This window comes from Promicromonospora kroppenstedtii (assembly GCF_044389675.1).
Classification (GTDB): Bacteria; Actinomycetota; Actinomycetes; order Actinomycetales; family Cellulomonadaceae; genus Promicromonospora; species Promicromonospora kroppenstedtii.
In genome coordinates this window covers 12,865-30,865 of sequence record NZ_JBIRYI010000019.1, presented here as the reverse complement: position 1 = coordinate 30,865, position 18,001 = coordinate 12,865, and the positions used below count along the sequence as shown (strand labels likewise).

Annotated in this window: 19 protein-coding genes; 10 read left to right on the top strand and 9 right to left on the bottom strand. The window is 72.6% G+C overall.

Annotated elements, in window-relative coordinates:
* Positions 1 to 10 precede the first annotated feature (10 nt).
* Positions 11 to 1,231, bottom strand: coding sequence for a formaldehyde dehydrogenase, glutathione-independent (fdhA, locus tag ACH47X_RS23960; protein ID WP_397407564.1), 1,221 nt, complete (start codon positions 1,229 to 1,231; stop codon positions 11 to 13).
* Between the two features lie 225 nt (positions 1,232 to 1,456).
* Here fdhA and ACH47X_RS23955 point away from each other — a divergent pair, with 225 nt between their 5' ends.
* Together ACH47X_RS23955 and ACH47X_RS23950 are read left to right on the top strand one after the other, a co-directional pair.
* On the top strand, positions 1,457 to 1,756 hold the full coding sequence (locus ACH47X_RS23955; protein WP_397407562.1) for a hypothetical protein: 300 nt from the start codon (positions 1,457 to 1,459) through the stop codon (positions 1,754 to 1,756).
* 154 nt (positions 1,757 to 1,910) lie between these two features.
* Positions 1,911 to 2,378 (top strand): hypothetical protein, encoded by a 468-nt coding sequence (locus ACH47X_RS23950; RefSeq protein WP_397407560.1) that lies wholly within the window; start codon positions 1,911 to 1,913, stop codon positions 2,376 to 2,378.
* On the opposite strand, the gene ACH47X_RS23945 is transcribed toward ACH47X_RS23950, so the two are convergent.
* Complete coding sequence (locus ACH47X_RS23945; RefSeq protein WP_397407558.1) at positions 2,344 to 3,087, bottom strand: response regulator transcription factor; 744 nt, start codon at positions 3,085 to 3,087, stop codon at positions 2,344 to 2,346. The genes ACH47X_RS23950 and ACH47X_RS23945 overlap by 35 nt on opposite strands.
* A 49-nt stretch (positions 3,088 to 3,136) precedes the next feature.
* On the bottom strand, positions 3,137 to 3,985 hold the full coding sequence (locus ACH47X_RS23940) for a rhamnogalacturonan acetylesterase (protein WP_397407556.1): 849 nt from the start codon (positions 3,983 to 3,985) through the stop codon (positions 3,137 to 3,139).
* A 149-nt stretch (positions 3,986 to 4,134) separates the two neighbouring features.
* On the opposite strand from ACH47X_RS23940, the gene ACH47X_RS23935 reads away from it, so the two are divergent.
* The 3 genes from ACH47X_RS23935 (at position 4,135) to ACH47X_RS23925 (ending at position 7,327) form a co-directional block, all read left to right on the top strand.
* Complete coding sequence (locus tag ACH47X_RS23935; protein ID WP_084800312.1) at positions 4,135 to 4,494, top strand: metal-sensitive transcriptional regulator; 360 nt, start codon at positions 4,135 to 4,137, stop codon at positions 4,492 to 4,494.
* Positions 4,495 to 4,562: 68 nt separating this feature from the next.
* Positions 4,563 to 4,871, top strand: a complete 309-nt coding sequence (locus ACH47X_RS23930; RefSeq protein WP_397407554.1) for a heavy-metal-associated domain-containing protein — start codon at positions 4,563 to 4,565, stop codon at positions 4,869 to 4,871.
* Between the two features lie 86 nt (positions 4,872 to 4,957).
* Entirely contained in the window at positions 4,958 to 7,327 is a 2,370-nt protein-coding gene (locus ACH47X_RS23925) for a heavy metal translocating P-type ATPase (RefSeq protein WP_397407660.1), read from the top strand.
* 12 nt (positions 7,328 to 7,339) lie between these two features.
* On the opposite strand, the gene ACH47X_RS23920 is transcribed toward ACH47X_RS23925, so the two are convergent.
* Genes ACH47X_RS23920 through ACH47X_RS23905 form a run of 4 tightly spaced genes read right to left on the bottom strand, consistent with a single transcriptional unit; the run spans position 7,340 to position 9,987 of the window.
* Entirely contained in the window at positions 7,340 to 8,143 is an 804-nt protein-coding gene (locus ACH47X_RS23920) for an ABC transporter permease (protein WP_397407552.1), read from the bottom strand.
* Positions 8,140 to 8,985: an ABC transporter ATP-binding protein gene (locus ACH47X_RS23915; protein WP_397407550.1), complete on the bottom strand. Its 846-nt coding sequence runs from the start codon at positions 8,983 to 8,985 to the stop codon at positions 8,140 to 8,142. The genes ACH47X_RS23920 and ACH47X_RS23915 overlap by 4 nt, the downstream gene beginning before the upstream one ends.
* Positions 8,985 to 9,284, bottom strand: coding sequence for a transcriptional regulator (locus ACH47X_RS23910; protein WP_036961930.1), 300 nt, complete (start codon positions 9,282 to 9,284; stop codon positions 8,985 to 8,987). The genes ACH47X_RS23915 and ACH47X_RS23910 overlap by 1 nt, the downstream gene beginning before the upstream one ends.
* Positions 9,277 to 9,987 (bottom strand): hypothetical protein, encoded by a 711-nt coding sequence (locus ACH47X_RS23905; protein ID WP_397407548.1) that lies wholly within the window; start codon positions 9,985 to 9,987, stop codon positions 9,277 to 9,279. Before ACH47X_RS23905 ends, ACH47X_RS23910 begins: the two co-directional genes overlap by 8 nt.
* 184 nt (positions 9,988 to 10,171) lie before the next feature.
* On the opposite strand from ACH47X_RS23905, the gene ACH47X_RS23900 reads away from it, so the two are divergent.
* The 4 genes from ACH47X_RS23900 to ACH47X_RS23885 all read left to right on the top strand — a co-directional run bounded on the left by ACH47X_RS23900 (position 10,172) and on the right by ACH47X_RS23885 (position 15,197).
* A complete protein-coding gene (locus ACH47X_RS23900; RefSeq protein ID WP_397407546.1) occupies positions 10,172 to 11,521 on the top strand; it encodes a S10 family peptidase in 1,350 nt (449 codons plus the stop codon).
* A gap of 12 nt (positions 11,522 to 11,533) precedes the next feature.
* Positions 11,534 to 11,674 (top strand): hypothetical protein, encoded by a 141-nt coding sequence (locus tag ACH47X_RS23895; protein ID WP_397407544.1) that lies wholly within the window; start codon positions 11,534 to 11,536, stop codon positions 11,672 to 11,674.
* Between the two features lie 54 nt (positions 11,675 to 11,728).
* On the top strand, positions 11,729 to 12,526 hold the full coding sequence (locus tag ACH47X_RS23890; protein ID WP_397407542.1) for a CPBP family intramembrane glutamic endopeptidase: 798 nt from the start codon (positions 11,729 to 11,731) through the stop codon (positions 12,524 to 12,526).
* 106 nt (positions 12,527 to 12,632) lie between these two features.
* Positions 12,633 to 15,197: a flippase-like domain-containing protein gene (locus ACH47X_RS23885; RefSeq protein ID WP_397407540.1), complete on the top strand. Its 2,565-nt coding sequence runs from the start codon at positions 12,633 to 12,635 to the stop codon at positions 15,195 to 15,197.
* Positions 15,198 to 15,272: 75 nt separating this feature from the next.
* Here ACH47X_RS23885 and ACH47X_RS23880 read toward each other — a convergent pair whose 3' ends face one another.
* A complete protein-coding gene (locus ACH47X_RS23880) occupies positions 15,273 to 15,554 on the bottom strand; it encodes an HU family DNA-binding protein (RefSeq protein WP_020015632.1) in 282 nt (93 codons plus the stop codon).
* Positions 15,555 to 15,827: 273 nt separating this feature from the next.
* On the opposite strand from ACH47X_RS23880, the gene ACH47X_RS23875 reads away from it, so the two are divergent.
* Positions 15,828 to 17,195, top strand: coding sequence for an MFS transporter (locus ACH47X_RS23875; protein ID WP_397407538.1), 1,368 nt, complete (start codon positions 15,828 to 15,830; stop codon positions 17,193 to 17,195).
* 17 nt (positions 17,196 to 17,212) lie between these two features.
* Here the strand turns inward: ACH47X_RS23875 and ACH47X_RS23870 are convergent, their stop codons facing one another.
* Positions 17,213 to 17,944 carry a copper resistance protein CopC gene (locus tag ACH47X_RS23870; protein WP_397407536.1) on the bottom strand — a complete coding sequence of 244 codons (732 nt, stop codon included), beginning with the start codon at positions 17,942 to 17,944 and terminating at the stop codon, positions 17,213 to 17,215.
* Between the last annotated feature and the right edge of the window lie 57 nt (positions 17,945 to 18,001).

Below are 18,001 nucleotides of genomic sequence, written 5' to 3'. Positions count from 1 at the left end.
CCAGGTGGGATCACGCTGCCTTGATGTAGTCGTTCGGGTTCAGCACGAACTTCGTCGCCGCGCCCTCGTCGAACTCGTGGTAGCCCGTCGGCGCGTCCGTCAGGGAGATCGCCCGAGCGTTGACGGCCTTGGCGATCTGCACCTTGTCGTGCAGGATCGCCTGCATCAGGCTCCGGTTGTACTTCATCACCGGGCACTGACCGGTCGTGAACGCGTGCGACTTGGCCCAGCCGAGCCCCAGCCGCAGCGACAGCGACCCGACCTTCGCGGCCTCGGTGGACGCCCCCGGGTCGCCCGTCACGTACAGGCCCGGGATGCCCAGCGAGCCGCCCGCCCGCGTGACCTCCATCAGCCCGTTCAGCACGGCGGCCGGGTGCTCCGTCGACGACTCGGACCCGTGCCCGCGCGCCTCGAAGCCGACGGCGTCCACGCCGCAGTCCACCTCGGGCTCGCCGAGAAGCTGCTCGATCTGGTCGCCGATCGGCCCGGCTGTGACGTCCACCGTCTCGCAGCCGAACGACCGCGCCTGCTCCAGCCGCTCCTTGTTGAGGTCGCCCACGATCACCACGGCAGCCCCGAGCAGGTGGGCCGACGCCGCGGCGGCCAGCCCGACCGGTCCGGCGCCCGCGACGTACACGGTGGAGCCCACACCCACACCCGCGCTCACACACCCGTGGAAGCCCGTCGGGAAGATGTCGCTGAGCATCGTCAGGTCGAGGATCTTCTCCAGCGCCTGGTCCTTGTCGGGGAACTTGAGGGCGTTGAAGTCCGCGTACGGCACCAGCACGTACTCGGACTGGCCACCCACCCAGCCGCCCATGTCGACGTACCCGTACGCCGACCCGGGGCGGTCCGGGTTCACGTTCAGGCAGATGCCGGTCTTGCGCTCCTTGCAGTTGCGACACCGCCCGCAGGCGATGTTGAACGGGACCGAGACGATGTCACCCACGTCGAGGAACTCGACGTCCGGACCCTTCTCGACGATCTCGCCGGTGATCTCGTGCCCCAGGATCAGTCCAGGGGGCGCGGTGGTGCGGCCGCGGACCATGTGCTGGTCCGAGCCGCAGATGTTGGTGGACACGGTTCGCAGGATCACGCCGTGCGGCACCTTGCGGCCCACGTTGGCCGGGTTGACCCCGGGTCCGTCCCGGAGCTCGAACGTCGGGTAGTCGATGTCGACCACCTCGACCACGCCGGGTTCGCGGTAGGCGACCGCCTTGTTTCCAGGCATGTTGGGTTACCCCTTCCAGGTCATCCTTGAACTGGCTTCGGTCCCTTTTCACGCTACGCCGGGCCCCGTCGACTCTCATCCGCGACCGCGGGCCTCGTCCCTCCCGGGCGGACGTCGTCCACCCGTCCCGGGTGGGGAGTTCTCCCCACTGACCTGGGCGCGCGGTTCTGCCACGCTCTGCTCGCCGCGCGCAGGGCGCGTGCGGTCAGAGACAAGGGATCGAACATGGTTTTCTTCGGCTGGGGCAGCAGGAGCAAGACGGCGCCGCTGGACGCGGGGCGTGCCCTGGTACTGCGCTACTCGTACTTCCACCTGTTCTGGATCCTGCGCGTGTCGTGGGGCCTGCGGTACAGCCTCGCCACCGCCACGGAGGCCGGGTGGGCGACGCGGCCCCTCTCGGACGAGGAAGCCATGCAGCTCGACGCCCCGAACCGGCTCACGCTGAACGTCTGGTGGCGGTTCGGCCTGCTGCTGTGGGCGGCGGTGGCCGTGGTCGCGATCGTGATCGGGAACCTGACCCGCTGAGCGGACCGCCGAAACACCCGTGGGCGGCACACCTCAAGAAACCTCAAGAACCTCAAGGCAGATCCTGAGCAGTCCTTGAGGTTCTTCGGCCGGGCGTTGAGTTCCGGCCCGCACCCTGGGAGTAGCCGCACAGGCACTCACGGGGAGGCGCACCATGACCGAGATTCGACGACACACCGGGACCGGTGGGGCCGCGCGGACGGCCCGCACCGGCTGCCCGGACGGCAGCGCGCCCGTACCCGAGCGGCCGGAACGCCAGCTCGCGTCGGGCATCCTCGACGAGACCGTGCTCCGTGACCTCGACCAGGATCTCGGCCAGGAGACCGCCCGCCGGTTCGCCGACCAGTTCGCCGCGGGCCTCAGACGCCGCCTCGAGCTGCTCACCGTCGCCGCCCTGGACGGCAGCGTGTACGCCGTCTACGACACGGCGGCCGACCTGGCCGTGACCGGCGCGATGGTGGGGGCGGTCCCGCTGGCCCAGGCGGCGTGGGCCGTGGCGCAGGACGTGGCGCGCACGCGCACGGTCCCGGAGGTCGACACGCTGATCCACCTCATGCGGCTGGCCCACCACACCGAGGCCGCACTGCTCAGGCGTTCTCGAACCGGTACCCCAGCCCCCTGACCGTGTGGATGAAGCGCGGGCTCGTCGGGTTGTCACCGAGCTTGCGGCGGACGTTGGCCACGTGCACCTCGACCGTGCGGCGGTCCGCCTCGGTGACGCCGCCCCCGTAGCCGTGGTCGTCGGGCCAGAGCAGGCTGGCCAGGTCCCCCTTCGGCACCGGCCGGCCCCGCGCGTCGTGCAGGGCCGCGAGCAGCACGAACTCGGTGCGGGTCAGGTGCACGAGCTCGCCGCCCAGGCGGACCGTACGACGCACGGTGTCGACCTCGAGCCGGCCGCTGTCATCCGGGGCGGGCTCGGGTTCCTCGGCGGGCCCGGCGGCCGGCGCCAGGTGTCCGGACCGGCGCAGGAGCGCGTCGATCCGCGCCCGGAGCTCGCGCGGCCGGAACGGCTTGGTGACGTACTCGTCGGCGCCGGACTCGAGACCCATGAGCGTGTCGACCTCGTCGACCCGGGCCGTGAGCATGACGATGACCGTGTCAGAGAAGGTCCGGACCCGGCGCACGACCTCGAACCCGTCGATGTCGGGCAGCGAGATGTCGACGGTGGTCACGATGGGCTGGTGCGCCTTCACGAGCGCGACGCCCTGCGCGCCGGTGGCGGCGGGGTGCACGGTGAAGCCGGCCTGCTGGAGGATGACCTCGATGACCTCACGGATGAGGTCGTCGTCCTCGACCACGACCGCTACGCCCCGTCCCCCTGACTGGTCCATCCGTCGAACGTAGCAACCACACCGCCGCTCCGCTGGTCACCGCACCGGATCAGGTCACTGCGGGCGGTTCCTCGGGCCACGTGAACCACTCGACCGGGATGCTCTCGTCGAGGCGACGCACCTGGTCCTCCGCGAGGACGCCCGCGGCGAGCAGGCCGCGCGCCACCATCCGGGCGACCAGGCGGGCGCCCGGGGTGTTGAAGTGGGTGTTGTCCTGCCGCCCCTCGTAGGTGTTCAGGAAGTACACCTGGGTACCGTCGGGCCCGAGCTCCTGCCACAGCGCCATCGTCTGCGCGGTGACGTCGACCAGCGGCACGCCCTCGGCGGCGGCCAGCGCCCGCATCGCGTCCGGGTAGAACCCGTGGGTCGCGACGACGTTCCCGGCCGCGTCGAACCGCCGGCGCTCCGCCGGGGTCAGCAGCACGGGCCGCGCGCCCCGCTCCCGGGCGCCGTCGAGATAGCGGCGCAGGTGGGACGGGTAGGTGGTCCACGGATCGGTGCTGACGTACGGGTGGGCCTTCTCGTCGTTGTGCCCGAACTGCACCAGCAGCACGTCACCAGGGCGGAGGGCGTCCAGGATCGCGTCGAGGCGCCCCTCGGTGATGAAGCTCTTGGAGCTGCGCCCGTTCATCGCGTGGTTCAGGACCTCGATGCGCGGCGCCACGTACCAGGACAGTCCCATGCCCCAGCCGGTCTCGGGGAAGACCCCGGCGTACTTCTGGGCCGCCGTCGAGTCGCCGGCGATGTAGATGCGGGGTGCCTCCTGGGCCTGGGCCTTCCGCGTCGCGGCAGGAACCACGGCGGGCGGCGCTACGGGGGTGTCGGTGGGTGCCGCGCTCGCCGTGAGGGCGAGCGGTCCGGCCGCGGCCAGCGCGGCGAGCAGGAGGCGGCGAGTCATCGAGGCGGGCATGCCGGCGGGAGGACCTCTCATGCAGAATCTGGGGTATTTAGGACGAAAGGTATCCGATCCTGGAGGTGGTGAACGCCGCTCCCAGGCTGCGGCCTGGACACTTGACTCACTACCCCGTAGGGGTATCTCATGGTTCTATGACCGAGGCGACGGAGATCACCGAGGCGACCGAGGCCGCCACCCCACACGAGCACGCGGCCGGTGCGCACGACGGGCCGCACGGTTACGCGTCCGACAAGACCGGCTACCTCAAGCGGATGCGCCGCATCGAGGGGCAGGTTCGCGGAATAGCGCGGATGATCGACGAGGACGAGTACTGCATCGACGTGCTCACCCAGGTCAGCGCCGTGACGAAGGCGCTGCAAGCGGTGAGCCTAGCGCTCGTCGAGGACCACCTGGGACATTGCGTGGTGGACGCGGCCAAGGCCTCCGACGCCGAGGGCGCGGCCAAGGTCCGGGAGGCCTCGGAGGCGATCGCCCGCCTCGTCCGCATGTGACGGTCCGGCGCCCCGAGCACGTCCAGCAGCATCCGCACGTCCAGCAGCCCACGAACCGAGGAGAACGCATGACCACCGTGACCAAGCTCGCCGTGACCGGGATGACCTGCGGGCACTGCGTGTCCGCCGTGACCAACGAGCTGCGCGGCGTGCCGGACGTCCAGGACGTCAGCGTCGAGCTGCACGCCGGCGAGACCTCGCAGGTCCACGTGATCTCGAAGCTGCCGCTGGCCGAGGCGGCGCTGCGCGACGCCGTGGACGAGGCCGGCTACCAGGTGGCCGACGTCGAGGTGGTCGAGAACGCCGTGGCGGCCGAGTCCGCTGCCCAGGCCCCGGGCCGTCAGGCGACCCGCATGCTGCCGATCGTCCAGTCCTGATCGAACGCCCCACCCCCGTAAGGAGCACCGTGCCTGCCGCTGAGGCCCTGCACCCCCTCGGCGAGGTCGAGCTCGCTGTCTCCGGGATGACGTGCGCCTCGTGCGTCGCCCGGGTCGAGCGCAAGCTCAACCGGCTCGACGGCGTCGCCGCGACCGTGAACCTGCCGCTGGAGTCGGCGCACGTCGTGCTCTCGGCCGACGTCGCCGACCAGGACCTGGTCGACGCCGTCGAGGCCGCCGGGTACGAGGCGCGCGTGACGCGCCGCCACGCCGTGAACGGCGCGGCCGGCGACGGGGCGGGGACGGCCGCGGACGGCGCCGGGTCCGGCGCGGAGCACGCCGCCGAGCCCGATGCGGCCCCCGGCGACGGGTACCGCGGCGAGGACCTGCTCCGCCGCCTGCGCGTGTCGGCGGTGCTCACCGTCCCGGTGCTGCTGCTGTCGATGGTGCCCGCGCTGTCCTTCCCGGCCAGCGAGTGGCTGGTCGCCGCGCTGGCACTGCCCGTCGTGGTGTGGGGCGCCTGGCCGTTCCACGCCGCGGCGTTCCGGGCCGCCCGGCACGCGAGCTCCACGATGGACACGCTGGTCTCGATCGGCGTGGTCGCGGCGACCCTGTGGTCCCTCTGGGTCCTGGTCGCCGGCGTCGTCCGGCCCACGGAGCACAGCATGGGCCCGGCCGTGTACTTCGAGGTCGGCGCCGTGGTCACCACGTTCCTGCTGGCCGGGCGGTACGCCGAGCACCGGTCGCGGCGCCGCGCCGGCGACGCCCTGCGCGCCCTGCTCAGCCTGGGCGCCAAGGACGCCGAGCGCATCTCGCTCGGCCCGGACGGCACGCCCCTGCGCCTGCCCGACGGCGGCTGGCGCACCACCGCGGTGCCGGTCGCCGCGCTGCGGGTGGGGGACGTGTTCGCGGTGCGCCCGGGCGGCACCGTCGCCACGGACGGCACGGTGGTGGAGGGCGCCTCGGCGCTCGACACGTCGCTGGTCACCGGCGAGCCCGTCCCCGTGGACGTGACCGCCGGCGACGACGTCGTGGGCGGCACGGTGAGCATGTCGGGGCACCTGTTGGTGCGCGCGACCCGGGTGGGCGAGGACACGATGCTCGCCCGCATCGGGCGGCTCGTGGCACGGGCCCAGACGGGCAAGGCCCCCGTGGCGCGGCTCGCCGACCGCATCTCGGCGGTGTTCGTGCCGGTGGTGCTGGTGCTGGCCCTGCTGACCCTGGCGGGCTGGCTCGCCCGGACCGGCGACGTCGAGGCCGCCTTCACCGCCGCCGTCGCGGTGCTGATCATCGCCTGCCCGTGCGCGCTGGGGCTGGCCACGCCCACGGCCATCCTGGTCGGCACGGGCCGCGGTGCCCAGCTCGGAGTGCTGATCCGCGGGCCGGAGATCCTGGAGAGCACGCGCCGCGTCGACACCGTGGTCCTCGACAAGACGGGCACGGTCACCGAGGGCCGCATGCGCGTGGTGGACGTGTGGAGCCCCGACCGGAGCCCCGCGATGGCCGGCGTCGGCCCCTCGGCCGCCGACGACGCGAACCACCTCACCAACGCCCCGGAGGTGCTGCGGTACGCGGCCGCCGTCGAGGCGCTCAGCGAGCACCCCATCGCGCGGGCCGTCGCGGCCGCGGGCCGTGCCGCCGCGGACCCGGACCCCGAGACGCCGCTGGAGGTGACAGGCTTCGTGGCGCACCCGGGCGGGGGCGTGGAGGGCCTGGTCCGGCGGGCCCATGCCGGACTGGCCCCCGGCGGCGCGCTCAACACCCGGCGTGTCCTGGTGGGCCGCCCGGACTGGCTCGCCGAGCAGGGGGTGACGGTCTCCGCGGAGGTGCGCTCCGCCGTCGGGCAGCAGGAGGAGGCCGGGGCGACCGCCGTGGCCGTCGCCTGGAACGGTGCTGCGGGCGGCGTGATCGCGCTGCGCGACCCCGCCAAGGCGACGTCGGCCGAGGCCGTCGCCGAGCTGACCGGGCTGGGCCTGCGCCCCTACCTGCTGACCGGCGACTCGGCGGGCGCGGCCCGCGTCGCCGCCCGGGCCGTGGGCATCCCGCAGGAGGACGTGATCTCGCGGGTGCTGCCCGCCGACAAGGCCGCGGTGGTGGCGCGGCTGCAGGCCGAGGGCCGCACCGTGGCGATGGTGGGCGACGGCGTGAACGACGCCGCCGCCCTGGCCACCTCCGACCTGGGCCTCGCGATGGGCACCGGCACCGACGTGGCGATCGAGGCGGGCGACATCACGCTGGTCCGGGGCGACCTGCGGGCCGCCGCGAGCGCCGTCCGCCTGTCCCGGAAGACCCTGCGGGTGATCAAGCAGAACCTGTTCTGGGCGTTCGCGTACAACGTCGCGGCGCTCCCGCTGGCGGCGGCCGGGCTGCTCAGCCCGATGATCGCGGGCGGGGCGATGGCGGCGAGCTCGGTCCTGGTGGTGGCGAACTCGCTGCGCCTGCGCCGCGCCGGATGACCGCAGCACCGCTCAGCGGAAGCGGCGCCCCTCGTCGCCGCGGTAGGCCAGGATCGCCAGCACCGCGAACAGCACGGTCCACCCGGCCAGCACCGGGAGGGCGAGCGCGTACGCGTCCAGGCCCGTGGTCGCCTGGACCAGCAGGTCCCGGCCGGCGCGGGTGGGCGTGGCCTTCGAGATGGCGTCCAGCCAGGCGGGGAACGCCTCGGGCGGCAGGAACAGGCCGCCCGCGAAGGCCAGCGGGAACAGGATGACCTGCACCACGGGCAGCGCCGCCTTGGCCGACAGCTTGTACCCGATGGCCATGCCGAGCAGCACGAACGGGACGGACACCGCGAGGATGGTCCCGATGCCGGCGAGCAGCTGGCCGAACGTCAGGGCGGCCGCGGTGAACAGCCAGCCGATGAGGATCAGCGGCAACAGGCCGAACAACGAGAAGATGCCGCCGTTGAGCACGCGGGCGACCATCTGGGGCCCGGGGCCGGCGGGCAGCGAGCGCAGGAACGGGTAGAACGGCAGCTGCCGGTCCTCCGCGACACCCAGGCCGTAGGTGAAGAGGCTGGCGGAGCAGATCGCGAACAGCCCGAGGCCGGCGATGGCGATGGTCGCGTACAGGGGGTTGCCCGCCACCGACTCCTGCGGCACCACGAAGAAGACCATCGCCAGCGACGGGAACAGCACGTTCCCGAGCACCGCGATGGGAACCCGGACGGTCTCCAGGAACTGGTACTTGAGGTGCAGCCAGGACAGCGTCCAGAACGACTGGGTCCGCCCGGCCGGAGTATCGGGACGGGTGGTGCTCGTGGTCGTGCTCATCGCACTGCTCCTTCGTTCGTCGCGTCGACGAGCTGGCCGAACGCCTCCTCGAGGGAGGCGCCGCGGATCTCCAGGTCCTTGAACTCGGCGCCGGAGCGCACCAGGTCGCGCACGAACGCGTCGGAGTCCGTGACGAGGTGCTCCTGGCGCACCCCGGCGGCGTCGGTCAGCTGCACGCGACGCGCGCCGACCTTGCCGAGGATGTTCTCCAGGGAGTCGTCGGCGAGCACCGTCCCGTGGTCGATGACGACGACCCGCTCGGCGAGCGCCTGCACCTCCTCCAGATAGTGCGAGGTGAGCAGCACGGTGCCGCCGCTCGCGTGGTACGCGCGGATGGCGTCCCACAGCGCGGTCCGGCCGGACACGTCGAGGCCGGTGGTGGGCTCGTCGAGCAGGACGACGCGGGGCCGGCCGACCAGCGACAGCGCCACGGCCAGCCGCCGCTTCTGCCCCCCGGACAGCGAACCGGTCTGCCGGTTGGCCAGGTCGACGAGCCCGAACTGGTCCAGCAGCTCGGCCGTCGGCACCGGGTCGGGGTAGTGCCCGCCCACGAAGTCGACCACCTCGCGGACGCGCAGCGTCGCGGGCAGGCCGGTCTCCTGCGGAGTCAGGCCGAGCACGGTGCGCGACCGTGCGTCGCGGGGGTCGTGGCCGTTCAGGCGCACCACCCCGGTGTCGGGCCGGCGCTGGCCGCTGACCAGCGACAGGAGCGTGGACTTGCCGGCCCCGTTGGGTCCGAGCAGGCCGACCAGCTCGCCGTGGCCGACCTCCAGCGAGACGTCGTCGAGGGCCACCACGGCGCCGAAACGCCTGGTCACCCCGCTGACCTCTACCGCACTCATCACTGTGCTCCCTTCAGAAGATCCATCAGTGCCGCCTGGTAGTCCGCGAACGCGGTGCGGCCGTTGTCGGTGAGGGCCAGGTACGTCACAGGCGTCCTGCCCTCGTGCGTCTTGGTGACCCGTACGTACCCGGCGTCCTCCAGCTTGCGCAGGTGGGTCGACAGGTTTCCGGCGGTCATGTCGAGCAGCTTGCGCAGCTTGGGGAAGGCGACCTCGTCGCCGCGGCCCAGGGCCGCGAGCGAGGCCACGACGCGCAGCCGGGCGGGCGCGTGGATGACCGGGTCGAGATCCTCAGGCACGCCGCACACCGCCCTCCGATCGGCGTCGCGCCCGGAGCACCTGCTCCACCGCCACCATGACCAGGAAGCCGCCGCCGCCCGCGACGGCCATCACCAGGTAGGTGGTGGGCATCCCGGCGAAGGCCGCGAGCACCGCGGCGACGAGCATCCAGCCGCCGACGAGAGCCATGCGGTTCTCCTCGAAGAGCAGCCCGCCGGCGATGTACATCAGGCCCACGATCACGCAGGCGAAGCCGTTCGCGGCGATCGCCATGATCTCGGGCGACGCCCCGGCGTTGCCCATCGCCCCCAGCACGACGCCGAGCGCGGTGAACGCGAGGAACCAGGTCCAGCCGTACAGCGCCCCGACCCGGGCGCTCGTGCCCCTGGTGCCCGCGGTCCGGGTGATGCTGTGCACGATCGTGAACGTGGTCGCGCCCGCGATGCAGCAGGCGAACACCCACCCGGCCCACGGCGCGGGCGAACCCGTCTCGCGGGCCGTCGTCCACATGGCCAGGTACCCGATCACCCAGGCCAGGCCCCACGCGCCGAACAGCAGGCGCCCGTCGGGCCCGGTGGCGTCGCGGGCCGCCTCCTGCTGCTGCCGGATCAGCCGCAGCGTCCCGGCGGGGTCGAGGCCCGCGCCGTCGGCCGGGCGTCCCGGTTCCGCGGAGGTGCCCGGCCCCTCTGCGGGCTCAGGACGGTGCGTCGGGTCGGTGGTCATGGTGATCGCCTCTCAAACTGGTTTGTGCTGCAAACCAGTTTGCCGGACAGCCCGACCGGCGCGCAAGGGGTTTTGGCCCCGCTCTTGCAGTCCCTTTCGAGGCCCAGGTCTTCTTCGCCTTGGTCCGGCTCAAAGCGAAGAAAACCTGGGCCTCGAAAGGGAGGGGTCGGGATAGGTTCCTCGGGTGACCGACGAGAAGCGCACCAGCACCGAACAGCCCGAGGCGACCAAGACGTCGTCGGACGGGGGACCGCCGAAGAAGCCGGAGCCCGCCGACGACCTGGTCACCACGCGGCACACCCTCCACACGCCGGACGGCGACCTCGCCTACTCCGTCACGACCGGCCGCGTCGTGCTGCGCCAGGAGTCCGTCAAGGACGAGAAGTACGACGGCCGCAAGCCCAAGGCCGAGGTCTCGATCACCTACTACACGCTCGATGACGCGGACGTGACGCGGCGTCCGGTGACGTTCGCGTTCAACGGCGGCCCTGGCTCGTCGTCGGTGTGGCTGCACCTGGGCGTGCTGGGCCCGCGCCGGGTCGACTCGGGCGACGTCGGCAACCTGACCGCGCCGCCGTACGGGCTGATCGACAACCCGGAGACGCTGCTGCGGGTCTCCGACCTGGTGTTCATCGACCCGGTCTCCACGGGGTTCTCGCGCGCCACCGAGGGCGAGCAGGCCAAGCCGTTCCACGGCTTCACGGGCGACATCGAGTCCGTCGGCGAGATCATCCGCCTGTGGACGAGCCGGAACGACCGGTGGATGAGCCCCAAGTTCCTGATCGGCGAGTCCTACGGCGGTACGCGCGGCGCCGCGCTGGCCGAGTACCTGCAGCAGCGGTTCGGCATGTTCCTCAACGGCGTCATGCTGGTGGCCCCGGCGCTCAACATGGAGGCGCTCTTCGACGGCGAGCACTCCAACCTGCCGCACCCGCTGTTCCTGCCGGTCTACGCGGCGACGGCGCACTACCACGGCCTGCTCGGCGACCGGTCGCTCGACGACGTCGTGGCCGAGGCGCGCGACTGGGCCGAGACCTACGCCTCCGTGCTGGCCCGCGGGGCACGCGTGCCCGACGACGAGCGGGCCGCCGCCGTCGCCAAGATCGCCGCCCTGACCGGGCTGAGCGAGGACTACGTGGACCGCGCCAACCTGCGCCTGGAGCACACCCGGGTCTACGCCGAGCTCCTGCGGGCGCGCCGCCTGGTCACCGGCCGCCTCGACACCCGGTTCACCGGCCCGGCGGACCACTACATCCACGAGCAGATGCCGTACGACCCGTTCCTGACCGCGACGTCGGGCCCGTACACGGCGGCGCTGCACCACTACCTGCGCGGCGAGCTCGGGTACGAGCACGACGCGATCTACGAGGTGCTCTCACGGCACGTGCACCCGTGGTCGTACAAGGAGTTCGAGGGCAAGGCCGTCGACGTCGCCGACAAGCTGGCCACGGCGATGATCCTGAACCCGCACCTCCAGGTACACATCGCCATGGGCCGGTACGACGGCGGCGTGCCCGTCGAGGCCATCGAGTAGAGCCTCGACCAGATGGCGATCCCGGCGTCCTACCGCGAACGCATCGAGACCCGCGTCTACCCGGCGGGCCACATGATGTACATCCACCCCGAGTCGCGGGTCGCCCAGTCGGCGGACCTCGCGGACTTCGTGCGGCGGGCCTCGAACCGCTGAGCCACCGCGTGGCCGGCTGCCGGACCGCCGGCCACGCGGGGTAGGTTCCGGAGCGTGACCGTGACCGAGCCGCCCCTCTCCCGCCGCCGCACCATCGCCGAGGTGTGGATAGTGCTCGGGCTGAGCCTGGGCCAGTCCGGCGTGTACGCGCTGGTCAACATCGTGGCCCGGCTGACGGCGGGGACGCCGCTCGCCGAGCAGACCGCCACGCTCAACGCGAGCCAGTCCGAGCGCCCGTACCTCGACCTCGTCTACCAGCTCCTGAGCATCGGGTTCGCGCTGGTGCCGGTGGCCCTGGTCCTGTACCTGCTCAGCGCGAACGGGCGCAGCGTGACGCGCAGCCTGGGCCTGGACGGGTCGCGCCCGTGGCGCGACCTCGGGTGGGGCTTCGCCCTGGCCGCCGCGATCGGCATCCCGGGCCTCGCGTTCTACGCCCTCGGACGGGCGGTCGGCATCACCGTGGAGGTGCAGGCCAGCGCCCTGGACGCCTACTGGTGGACCGTCCCGGTGCTGCTGCTCAGCGCGTTCCAGAACGGCCTCCTGGAGGAGGTCATCGCCGTGGGCTACCTGTACGAGCGGACGCGGGAGCTGGGCTGGAACCGCGTGAAGTTCGTCGTCGCCAGCTCGCTGCTGCGCGGCTCCTACCACCTGTACCAGGGCATCGGGCCGTTCATCGGCAACGTCGTGATGGGCGTCGTGTTCTCGTGGTTCTACACCTCGCCCCGGTTCCGGCCCGGCGGCCGGCACCGGATCCTCCCGCTCGTGATCGCACACACGCTGCTCGACGTCGTCGCGTTCGTGGGCTACGCGCTCGTGCCGGCCGAGTGGCGTGAGGCCCTCGGGATCCGGTGAGGACGACCGGACGGATGCTGGGGGCGCCGCCGACCTGAACCGGATATTCCGGGCGCGGTAGCGGCTCTCCGGTCAAGCGAGCCTCAACGGCTCTAGAATCGCGAGCATGTCCAACTCGCGCACCGGCCGGGCTGACCCCGGTGCCGAGGTGTCCGGCGGACCGGAGGCTGTGCCCTTCGAGAGCGGCCTGGTCCGGGTCGTCGACACCCCGGAGGACCGCGTACGCCACCCTCGCGCGCTGGTCTGGATGATCGCGTGCGCGCTGGGCACCGCGGGCGTCATGTTCCTGTCGGTCGTCGCGCACGGCACCACGGCGGGCGTCACCGAGGACGTCCGGAGCTTCAACGACCTGCTGGCCGCGATCCTGTTCGTGCCGGTCGCGGTGCTGCAGGGTCTGGTCATCCTGTTCGCCCCGGTGGCCGTCATGATCGAGCTCGGCGTGCGGCGGCTGGGCCGGCAGATCGTCGAGTCCATCGCCGCCGGGGTCCTCGGCCTGCTGATCGGCGTGCTCACCACGTTCCTGGTGCGCCAGCTGGGCTCGGACGAGCTGGTGCGCGGCATGTCCGTGTGGGAGCGCGGCACCGGCTACGTGCTGACCATCCCGGAGTTCGCCGTGGCGCTCACGGCGATGCTCACGGTCGCCGGGCCGGCCACGCGGCGTCGGACCGTCCGCATCTCGTGGAACCTGATGTTCCTGGCCCTGCTGATCGTGCTGATCACGGGGCAGGTGTCGCTGCCCGGCACCCTCGTCGCGCTGCTGCTGGGCCGCCTGGCAGGCTCGACCGTGCAGTACGTGTCGGGCATCCGCAGCGAACGCGCCTACGGGGCCGACCTGGTCACGGCCGTGCGGCGCGCCGGGTTCGCGCCGATCTCGCTGGCGCGCGTCCGCGCCCTGTCCGACGGCGGCGAGGGTGCCGGCCAGGACGGCGCCGCCGCCCCCGTGCTCGCGTCCGCGCTGGCCGCCGAGCACGGTGTGCCGGACGACGCGGCCGCGCTCGCCCTGGGCCGGGCCGGAGACAACCGGGTGTACGCCCTGTACAGCGACGACGGCGTGCGCCGCGACGTCCTGGTGCTGGACGGCGACCGCCAGGTGGTCGGCCTCATCACGCGGCTGTGGCGGGCCCTGCGGCTGCGCGGCATCGAGGGCCGGGCCGCGATCTCGCTCAAGGCCGTCGCGGAGCGCACCGCGCTGCTCTCGTACGCCGCGACCGCCGCGGGCGTCCGCACACCGCGGCTGCTGGGCATCGGCGAGTTCGGCGACTCGATCGCGCTCGTCCTGGAGCACGCCACGCAGTCGGTCTCGCTGCGCGACGTTCCCGACGAGGACGTGCACGACGACGTGCTCGCCGAGGCGTGGGACCAGCTCGGCCGCGCGCACGCCGTGGGCCTGACGCACCGCGCCCTGACGCAGGACGTCCTGCTGACGCAGCGGGACCACGACGGCCGCGCGCACGTGTGGATCACGGGCTGGGAGCAGGGGGACATCGCGTCCTCACCGCTGTCGCGCCGGCTCGATCTGGTGCAGATGCTCGTGCTGACCGGGCTGCGGGTCGGCCCGCGCCGCGCCGTCGCCGCCGCGGTGCGCGCCCTGCCCGATGCCGACATCGCCGCCATCGGGCCCCTGATCCAGACCATCGCGCTCCCGCGGACCACCCGCGAGGAGGTGCGCCGCGCGAAGGGCCTCATGGGCGAGCTGCGCAACGCCCTGGTGGAGCGCCTGCCCGAGGCCAGCGTGCAGCCGCAGCGCATCTCGCGGTTCAGCGCGCGCACGGTCCTGACCACCACGGTGGCCATCGTCGCCGTCGCCGTGGTCGTCACGACCATCAACTTCGACGAGATCGCGGAGGCCGTCCGCTCGGCGAACCCCTGGTGGGTGGCGGTGGCGTTCGCGCTGGCCCTCATCACGTGGTTCGGCGCGGGCCTGACGCTCGTGGCGTTCTCCCCGGCGCGCGTACCGATCGGGCGGGCCACGCTGACGGCCGCCGCCGGGTCGTTCGTGGCGCTGGCGGCGCCCGCGGGCATCGGCCCGGCGGCGCTGAACCTGCGGCTCCTGACCCAGCGCGGTGTGTCCATGTCGATGGCCGTGGCCACGGTCGCGCTCGTGCAGGTCTCGCAGTTCGTGGTCACGGTGCTGCTGCTGGTGGCGCTGTCGGTCTTCACGGGCTCGGGCGCGCTCGTGGAGCTGCCGTCGCCCGCCGTGCTGATCACGCTGGCAGGGATCGCCACCGCCGTCGTCGCGACGCTGCTGGTGCCGCCGGTGCGGCGCTGGGGCATGGGCTTCATCGGGCCGCGGCTGCGCCAGGTGTGGCCACGGCTGGCGCAGATGCTGAGCCACCCAGGCCGCCTGGCGCTCGGCGTGGGCGGCAACCTGATCATGACGCTCGGCTACATCGTGGGCCTGTGGTGCTGCCTCGCCGCGTTCGGGGAGACGATCTCGCTCGTCGACATCGCCCTGGTCAACCTGGTCGGCAACGCCCTCGGTGCGCTCATCCCGACGCCGGGCGGCCTGGGCGGCGTGGAGGGTGCCCTGACGGCCGGCCTGACGGCCGCGGGGGTGCCGGCCACCATCGCCTTCTCCGCGACGATCCTGTACCGCCTGTGCACCTACTGGGGCCGGGTACCGCTGGGCTGGGTCGCGATGCGCTACCTGGAGCGCAAGGGCGACCTCTGAGCCCGGACATGCGAAAGCCCGGTCCCCCGAGAGGGACCGGGCCTTCGCGTCGCTGAGGAGCTCAGCGGCGAAGCGTCACTTGGCGACGGCCTTCTTCAGCAGCGAGCCGGCGCTGATCTTGACACCGAAGTTCGCCGGGATCGAGATCTCCTCGCCGGTGCGCGGGTTGCGGCCCGTGCGGGCGGCGCGCTCGACGCGCTCGGCCGACAGGAAGCCGGTCACCTTGACGGCCTCACCCTTGGCGAGCGACTCGATCAGCACCTCCTGGAAGGCGTTGAGCGCGGCCTCGGCCTCGGTCTTGTTGATCTCGGCCTTGCTGGCGATGGCCGAGACGAGCTCGGACTTGTTGAGCGACATGCGTTTCCCTTCTTCGGTCACGTCGTGCGGCGGTACCCGCCCGACGACGAGGCCCCATACTGCCAGCAGATCGGCAGGAATTCGCGGAGAACAGGCACTTCTGCGGCGAGTCGTGGGTAACTTTCTGCTCACAGAGGACGCGAACCTGTGTACGAACCTGTGGACGACGAGGGCATGAGGCCCTCTGAGGCAGTGTCACCCCGCACTATCCGATGACTTCCGCAACCCAGAACGGTCTACCGTTCGGTACGGATCAGCCGATGAGAGGAAATCGTGGAGAATCCGCCGCACGCCCGCCGAAACCTCGTCGTCCTGGTGTTCAGCAACCTCCTGGCCGGGGTCGGGGTGGCCTCCGGCGCCGCCGTCGGCGCCCTCCTCGCGGAGAGCCTGGGTGGCACCTCGATGGCCGGGCTCGCCCAGGCGGTCGGGGTGCTCGCCGCGGCAGTCGCCTCGATCCCGCTGGCCACGCTCGCCCAGCTCCGCGGACGCCGGTGGGCCCTGTCGCTCGGCTACGCCCTGTCCACGGTCGGCGCGCTGCTCATCGTGACGGCGGCGGTGCTGGGGCAGCTCGTCGTGCTGCTGGTGGGCCTCATGCTCTACGGCGTCGCGAACGCGACCAACCTGCAGTCCCGGTACGCCGCGGCCGACAACGTGGGCTCCGGCACGCGCGCCCGCACCATGTCGGTGGTCCTGTGGTCCACGACCGTCGGCTCCGTGGTGGGGCCCAACCTCGCGGCGCCCGGCGCGGTGGTCGGCTCCGGTCTCGGCGTACCCGACCTCGGCGGCCCCTACCTGTTCTCGATCGTGGCCTACCTGCTGGCCGGCCTGCTGCTCGTGAGCCTCTACCGGGATCCCGCGGGCGGTGTGGCGGGGCGAGTGGTGCCCGCGGGCGCCGTCGGGCAGGGGCACGGGGACAAGCGGGCCGAACCGCGGCGTACCGGCGCGCTCGCCGCGCTGCGGTGGGCCTGGGCACACCCGCGGGCGCGGTTCGCCGTCGTCACCACCGCGGTGGCGCACAGCGTGATGATCATGGTGATGGTGATGACGCCCGTACACATGCAGCACGGTGGGATGTCGCTGCAGCTCGTGGGCATCGTGATCAGCCTGCACGTGCTGGGGATGTTCGCGTTCAGCCCGGTGTTCGGGTGGCTGGCCGACCGGTTCGGCCCGCTGCGCGTCGCCGTCGGCGGCATGGTGCTGCAGGGGGCGGCCGTGGCCCTCGGGTTCACGGCTGCGGCTCTGGCCGCGGGGTCGACGGCGGGCATGCCGACCGGCGGGGAGCACGCCGGGCACGGCGGCGCCGCCGGCCCGGCCCTCGACGCGGAGATGCTCACGGCCGTCGCGCTCGTGCTGCTCGGCCTCGGCTGGTCGGCGTGCGTGATCGCGTCGTCGGCGGTGCTGGCGTCCGTGGCGGAACCGCAGGTGAAGCTGCCGCTGCAGGGCGCCACGGACGCGCTGATGAACTACTTCGGCGCCGCGTCGGCCGCGCTGGCCGGCCCGCTGCTCGCGTGGGGCGGGTTCGAGGCGGTGAACACGGCGGGCGCCGTCCTGCTGGCGCCCGCCGTGGTGACGGTGATCCTCGCGGTGCGGGCGTCCCGCTCCGGCCCCGTGTCAGACGTACAGGTCACCCGGGTGACCTGAGTGTCTGACAGGTTGGCTCAGCCCTTGGTGTCGGGGTTCTCGTTGGGCCGCTCGCCGGCGTCCGGGTCCTCGGAGCCGCGCTCGTTCGCCTGGCGCAGCCGGTCGTTCTCGAGGATCTTGCGCCGCATCATGACCACCACGCCGAGGACGACCAGCACGGCCGCGAGGATCCCGCCGGCCACGGCGAGCCCGCTGGGGCTCGAGCCGTCCCCGGCGCCCGCGAGCTCGGTGGGCGTGCTCGCCTCGTCCGCCGGCTCCTCGACGGGCGCCGCCTCCTGCGTGGACATCTCCGGCTCGTCGCTCGCCCCCGTGGTGGGCTCCTCGGTCGGCTCCGGCTCGCCCTCGACGACGTAGGTGAACTCGCCGTCGATCGGGTGACCGTCGGACGAGACCACGTGCCAGGCGACGTCGTACTTGCCCGCCGGGAGGTCCTCGGGGAGCTGGGCGGTCACGACCTTGTCGTCGACCTGGATGTCGTAGCCCTTGGCGGTGGTGCCGTCGGGACCGACGAGCGCCACCTCGATGCCGGTGTCGAGCGGTGCGGCGCTGAACGTGAGCCCGATGCTGGTGGGCTGCTCGTCGAGCTTCGCGCCGTCCTTCGGGTCGGACGACAGGAGCTGGTCGTGGGCGCTCGCCGGGCCGGCCACCAGCAGCAGCGCGGCAAAGGTCAGGACCGCCGCGAACGCGGTGATCAGGCGGACGAGGCGACGGCTACCGGGCCGGGCCAGGGCAACGGGGACAGCAGGCATGTCGGAACCCTACTCCTCGTAGAACTCGCGGAACGGGGCTCGTGACCGGCCTCACCA

Bases quoted from the DNA above. Each gene is read 5' to 3' on its own strand.
- ACH47X_RS23880 (WP_020015632.1), bottom strand. From the start codon at position 15,554: ATGTCGCTCAACAAGTCCGAGCTCGTCTCGGCCATCGCCAGCAAGGCC.
- ACH47X_RS23870 (WP_397407536.1), bottom strand. From the start codon at position 17,944: ATGCCTGCTGTCCCCGTTGCCCTGGCCCGGCCCGGTAGCCGTCGCCTC.
- ACH47X_RS23925 (WP_397407660.1), top strand. From the start codon at position 4,958: ATGACGTGCGCCTCGTGCGTCGCCCGGGTCGAGCGCAAGCTCAACCGG.
- ACH47X_RS23935 (WP_084800312.1), top strand. From the start codon at position 4,135: ATGACCGAGGCGACGGAGATCACCGAGGCGACCGAGGCCGCCACCCCA.
- ACH47X_RS23915 (WP_397407550.1), bottom strand. From the start codon at position 8,985: ATGAGTGCGGTAGAGGTCAGCGGGGTGACCAGGCGTTTCGGCGCCGTG.
- ACH47X_RS23955 (WP_397407562.1), top strand. From the start codon at position 1,457: ATGGTTTTCTTCGGCTGGGGCAGCAGGAGCAAGACGGCGCCGCTGGAC.
- ACH47X_RS23885 (WP_397407540.1), top strand. From the start codon at position 12,633: ATGTCCAACTCGCGCACCGGCCGGGCTGACCCCGGTGCCGAGGTGTCC.
- ACH47X_RS23905 (WP_397407548.1), bottom strand. From the start codon at position 9,987: ATGACCACCGACCCGACGCACCGTCCTGAGCCCGCAGAGGGGCCGGGC.
- ACH47X_RS23920 (WP_397407552.1), bottom strand. From the start codon at position 8,143: ATGAGCACGACCACGAGCACCACCCGTCCCGATACTCCGGCCGGGCGG.
- ACH47X_RS23930 (WP_397407554.1), top strand. From the start codon at position 4,563: ATGACCACCGTGACCAAGCTCGCCGTGACCGGGATGACCTGCGGGCAC.
- ACH47X_RS23945 (WP_397407558.1), bottom strand. From the start codon at position 3,087: ATGGACCAGTCAGGGGGACGGGGCGTAGCGGTCGTGGTCGAGGACGAC.
- ACH47X_RS23940 (WP_397407556.1), bottom strand. From the start codon at position 3,985: ATGACTCGCCGCCTCCTGCTCGCCGCGCTGGCCGCGGCCGGACCGCTC.
- fdhA (WP_397407564.1), bottom strand. From the start codon at position 1,231: ATGCCTGGAAACAAGGCGGTCGCCTACCGCGAACCCGGCGTGGTCGAG.
- ACH47X_RS23895 (WP_397407544.1), top strand. From the start codon at position 11,534: ATGGCGATCCCGGCGTCCTACCGCGAACGCATCGAGACCCGCGTCTAC.
- ACH47X_RS23950 (WP_397407560.1), top strand. From the start codon at position 1,911: ATGACCGAGATTCGACGACACACCGGGACCGGTGGGGCCGCGCGGACG.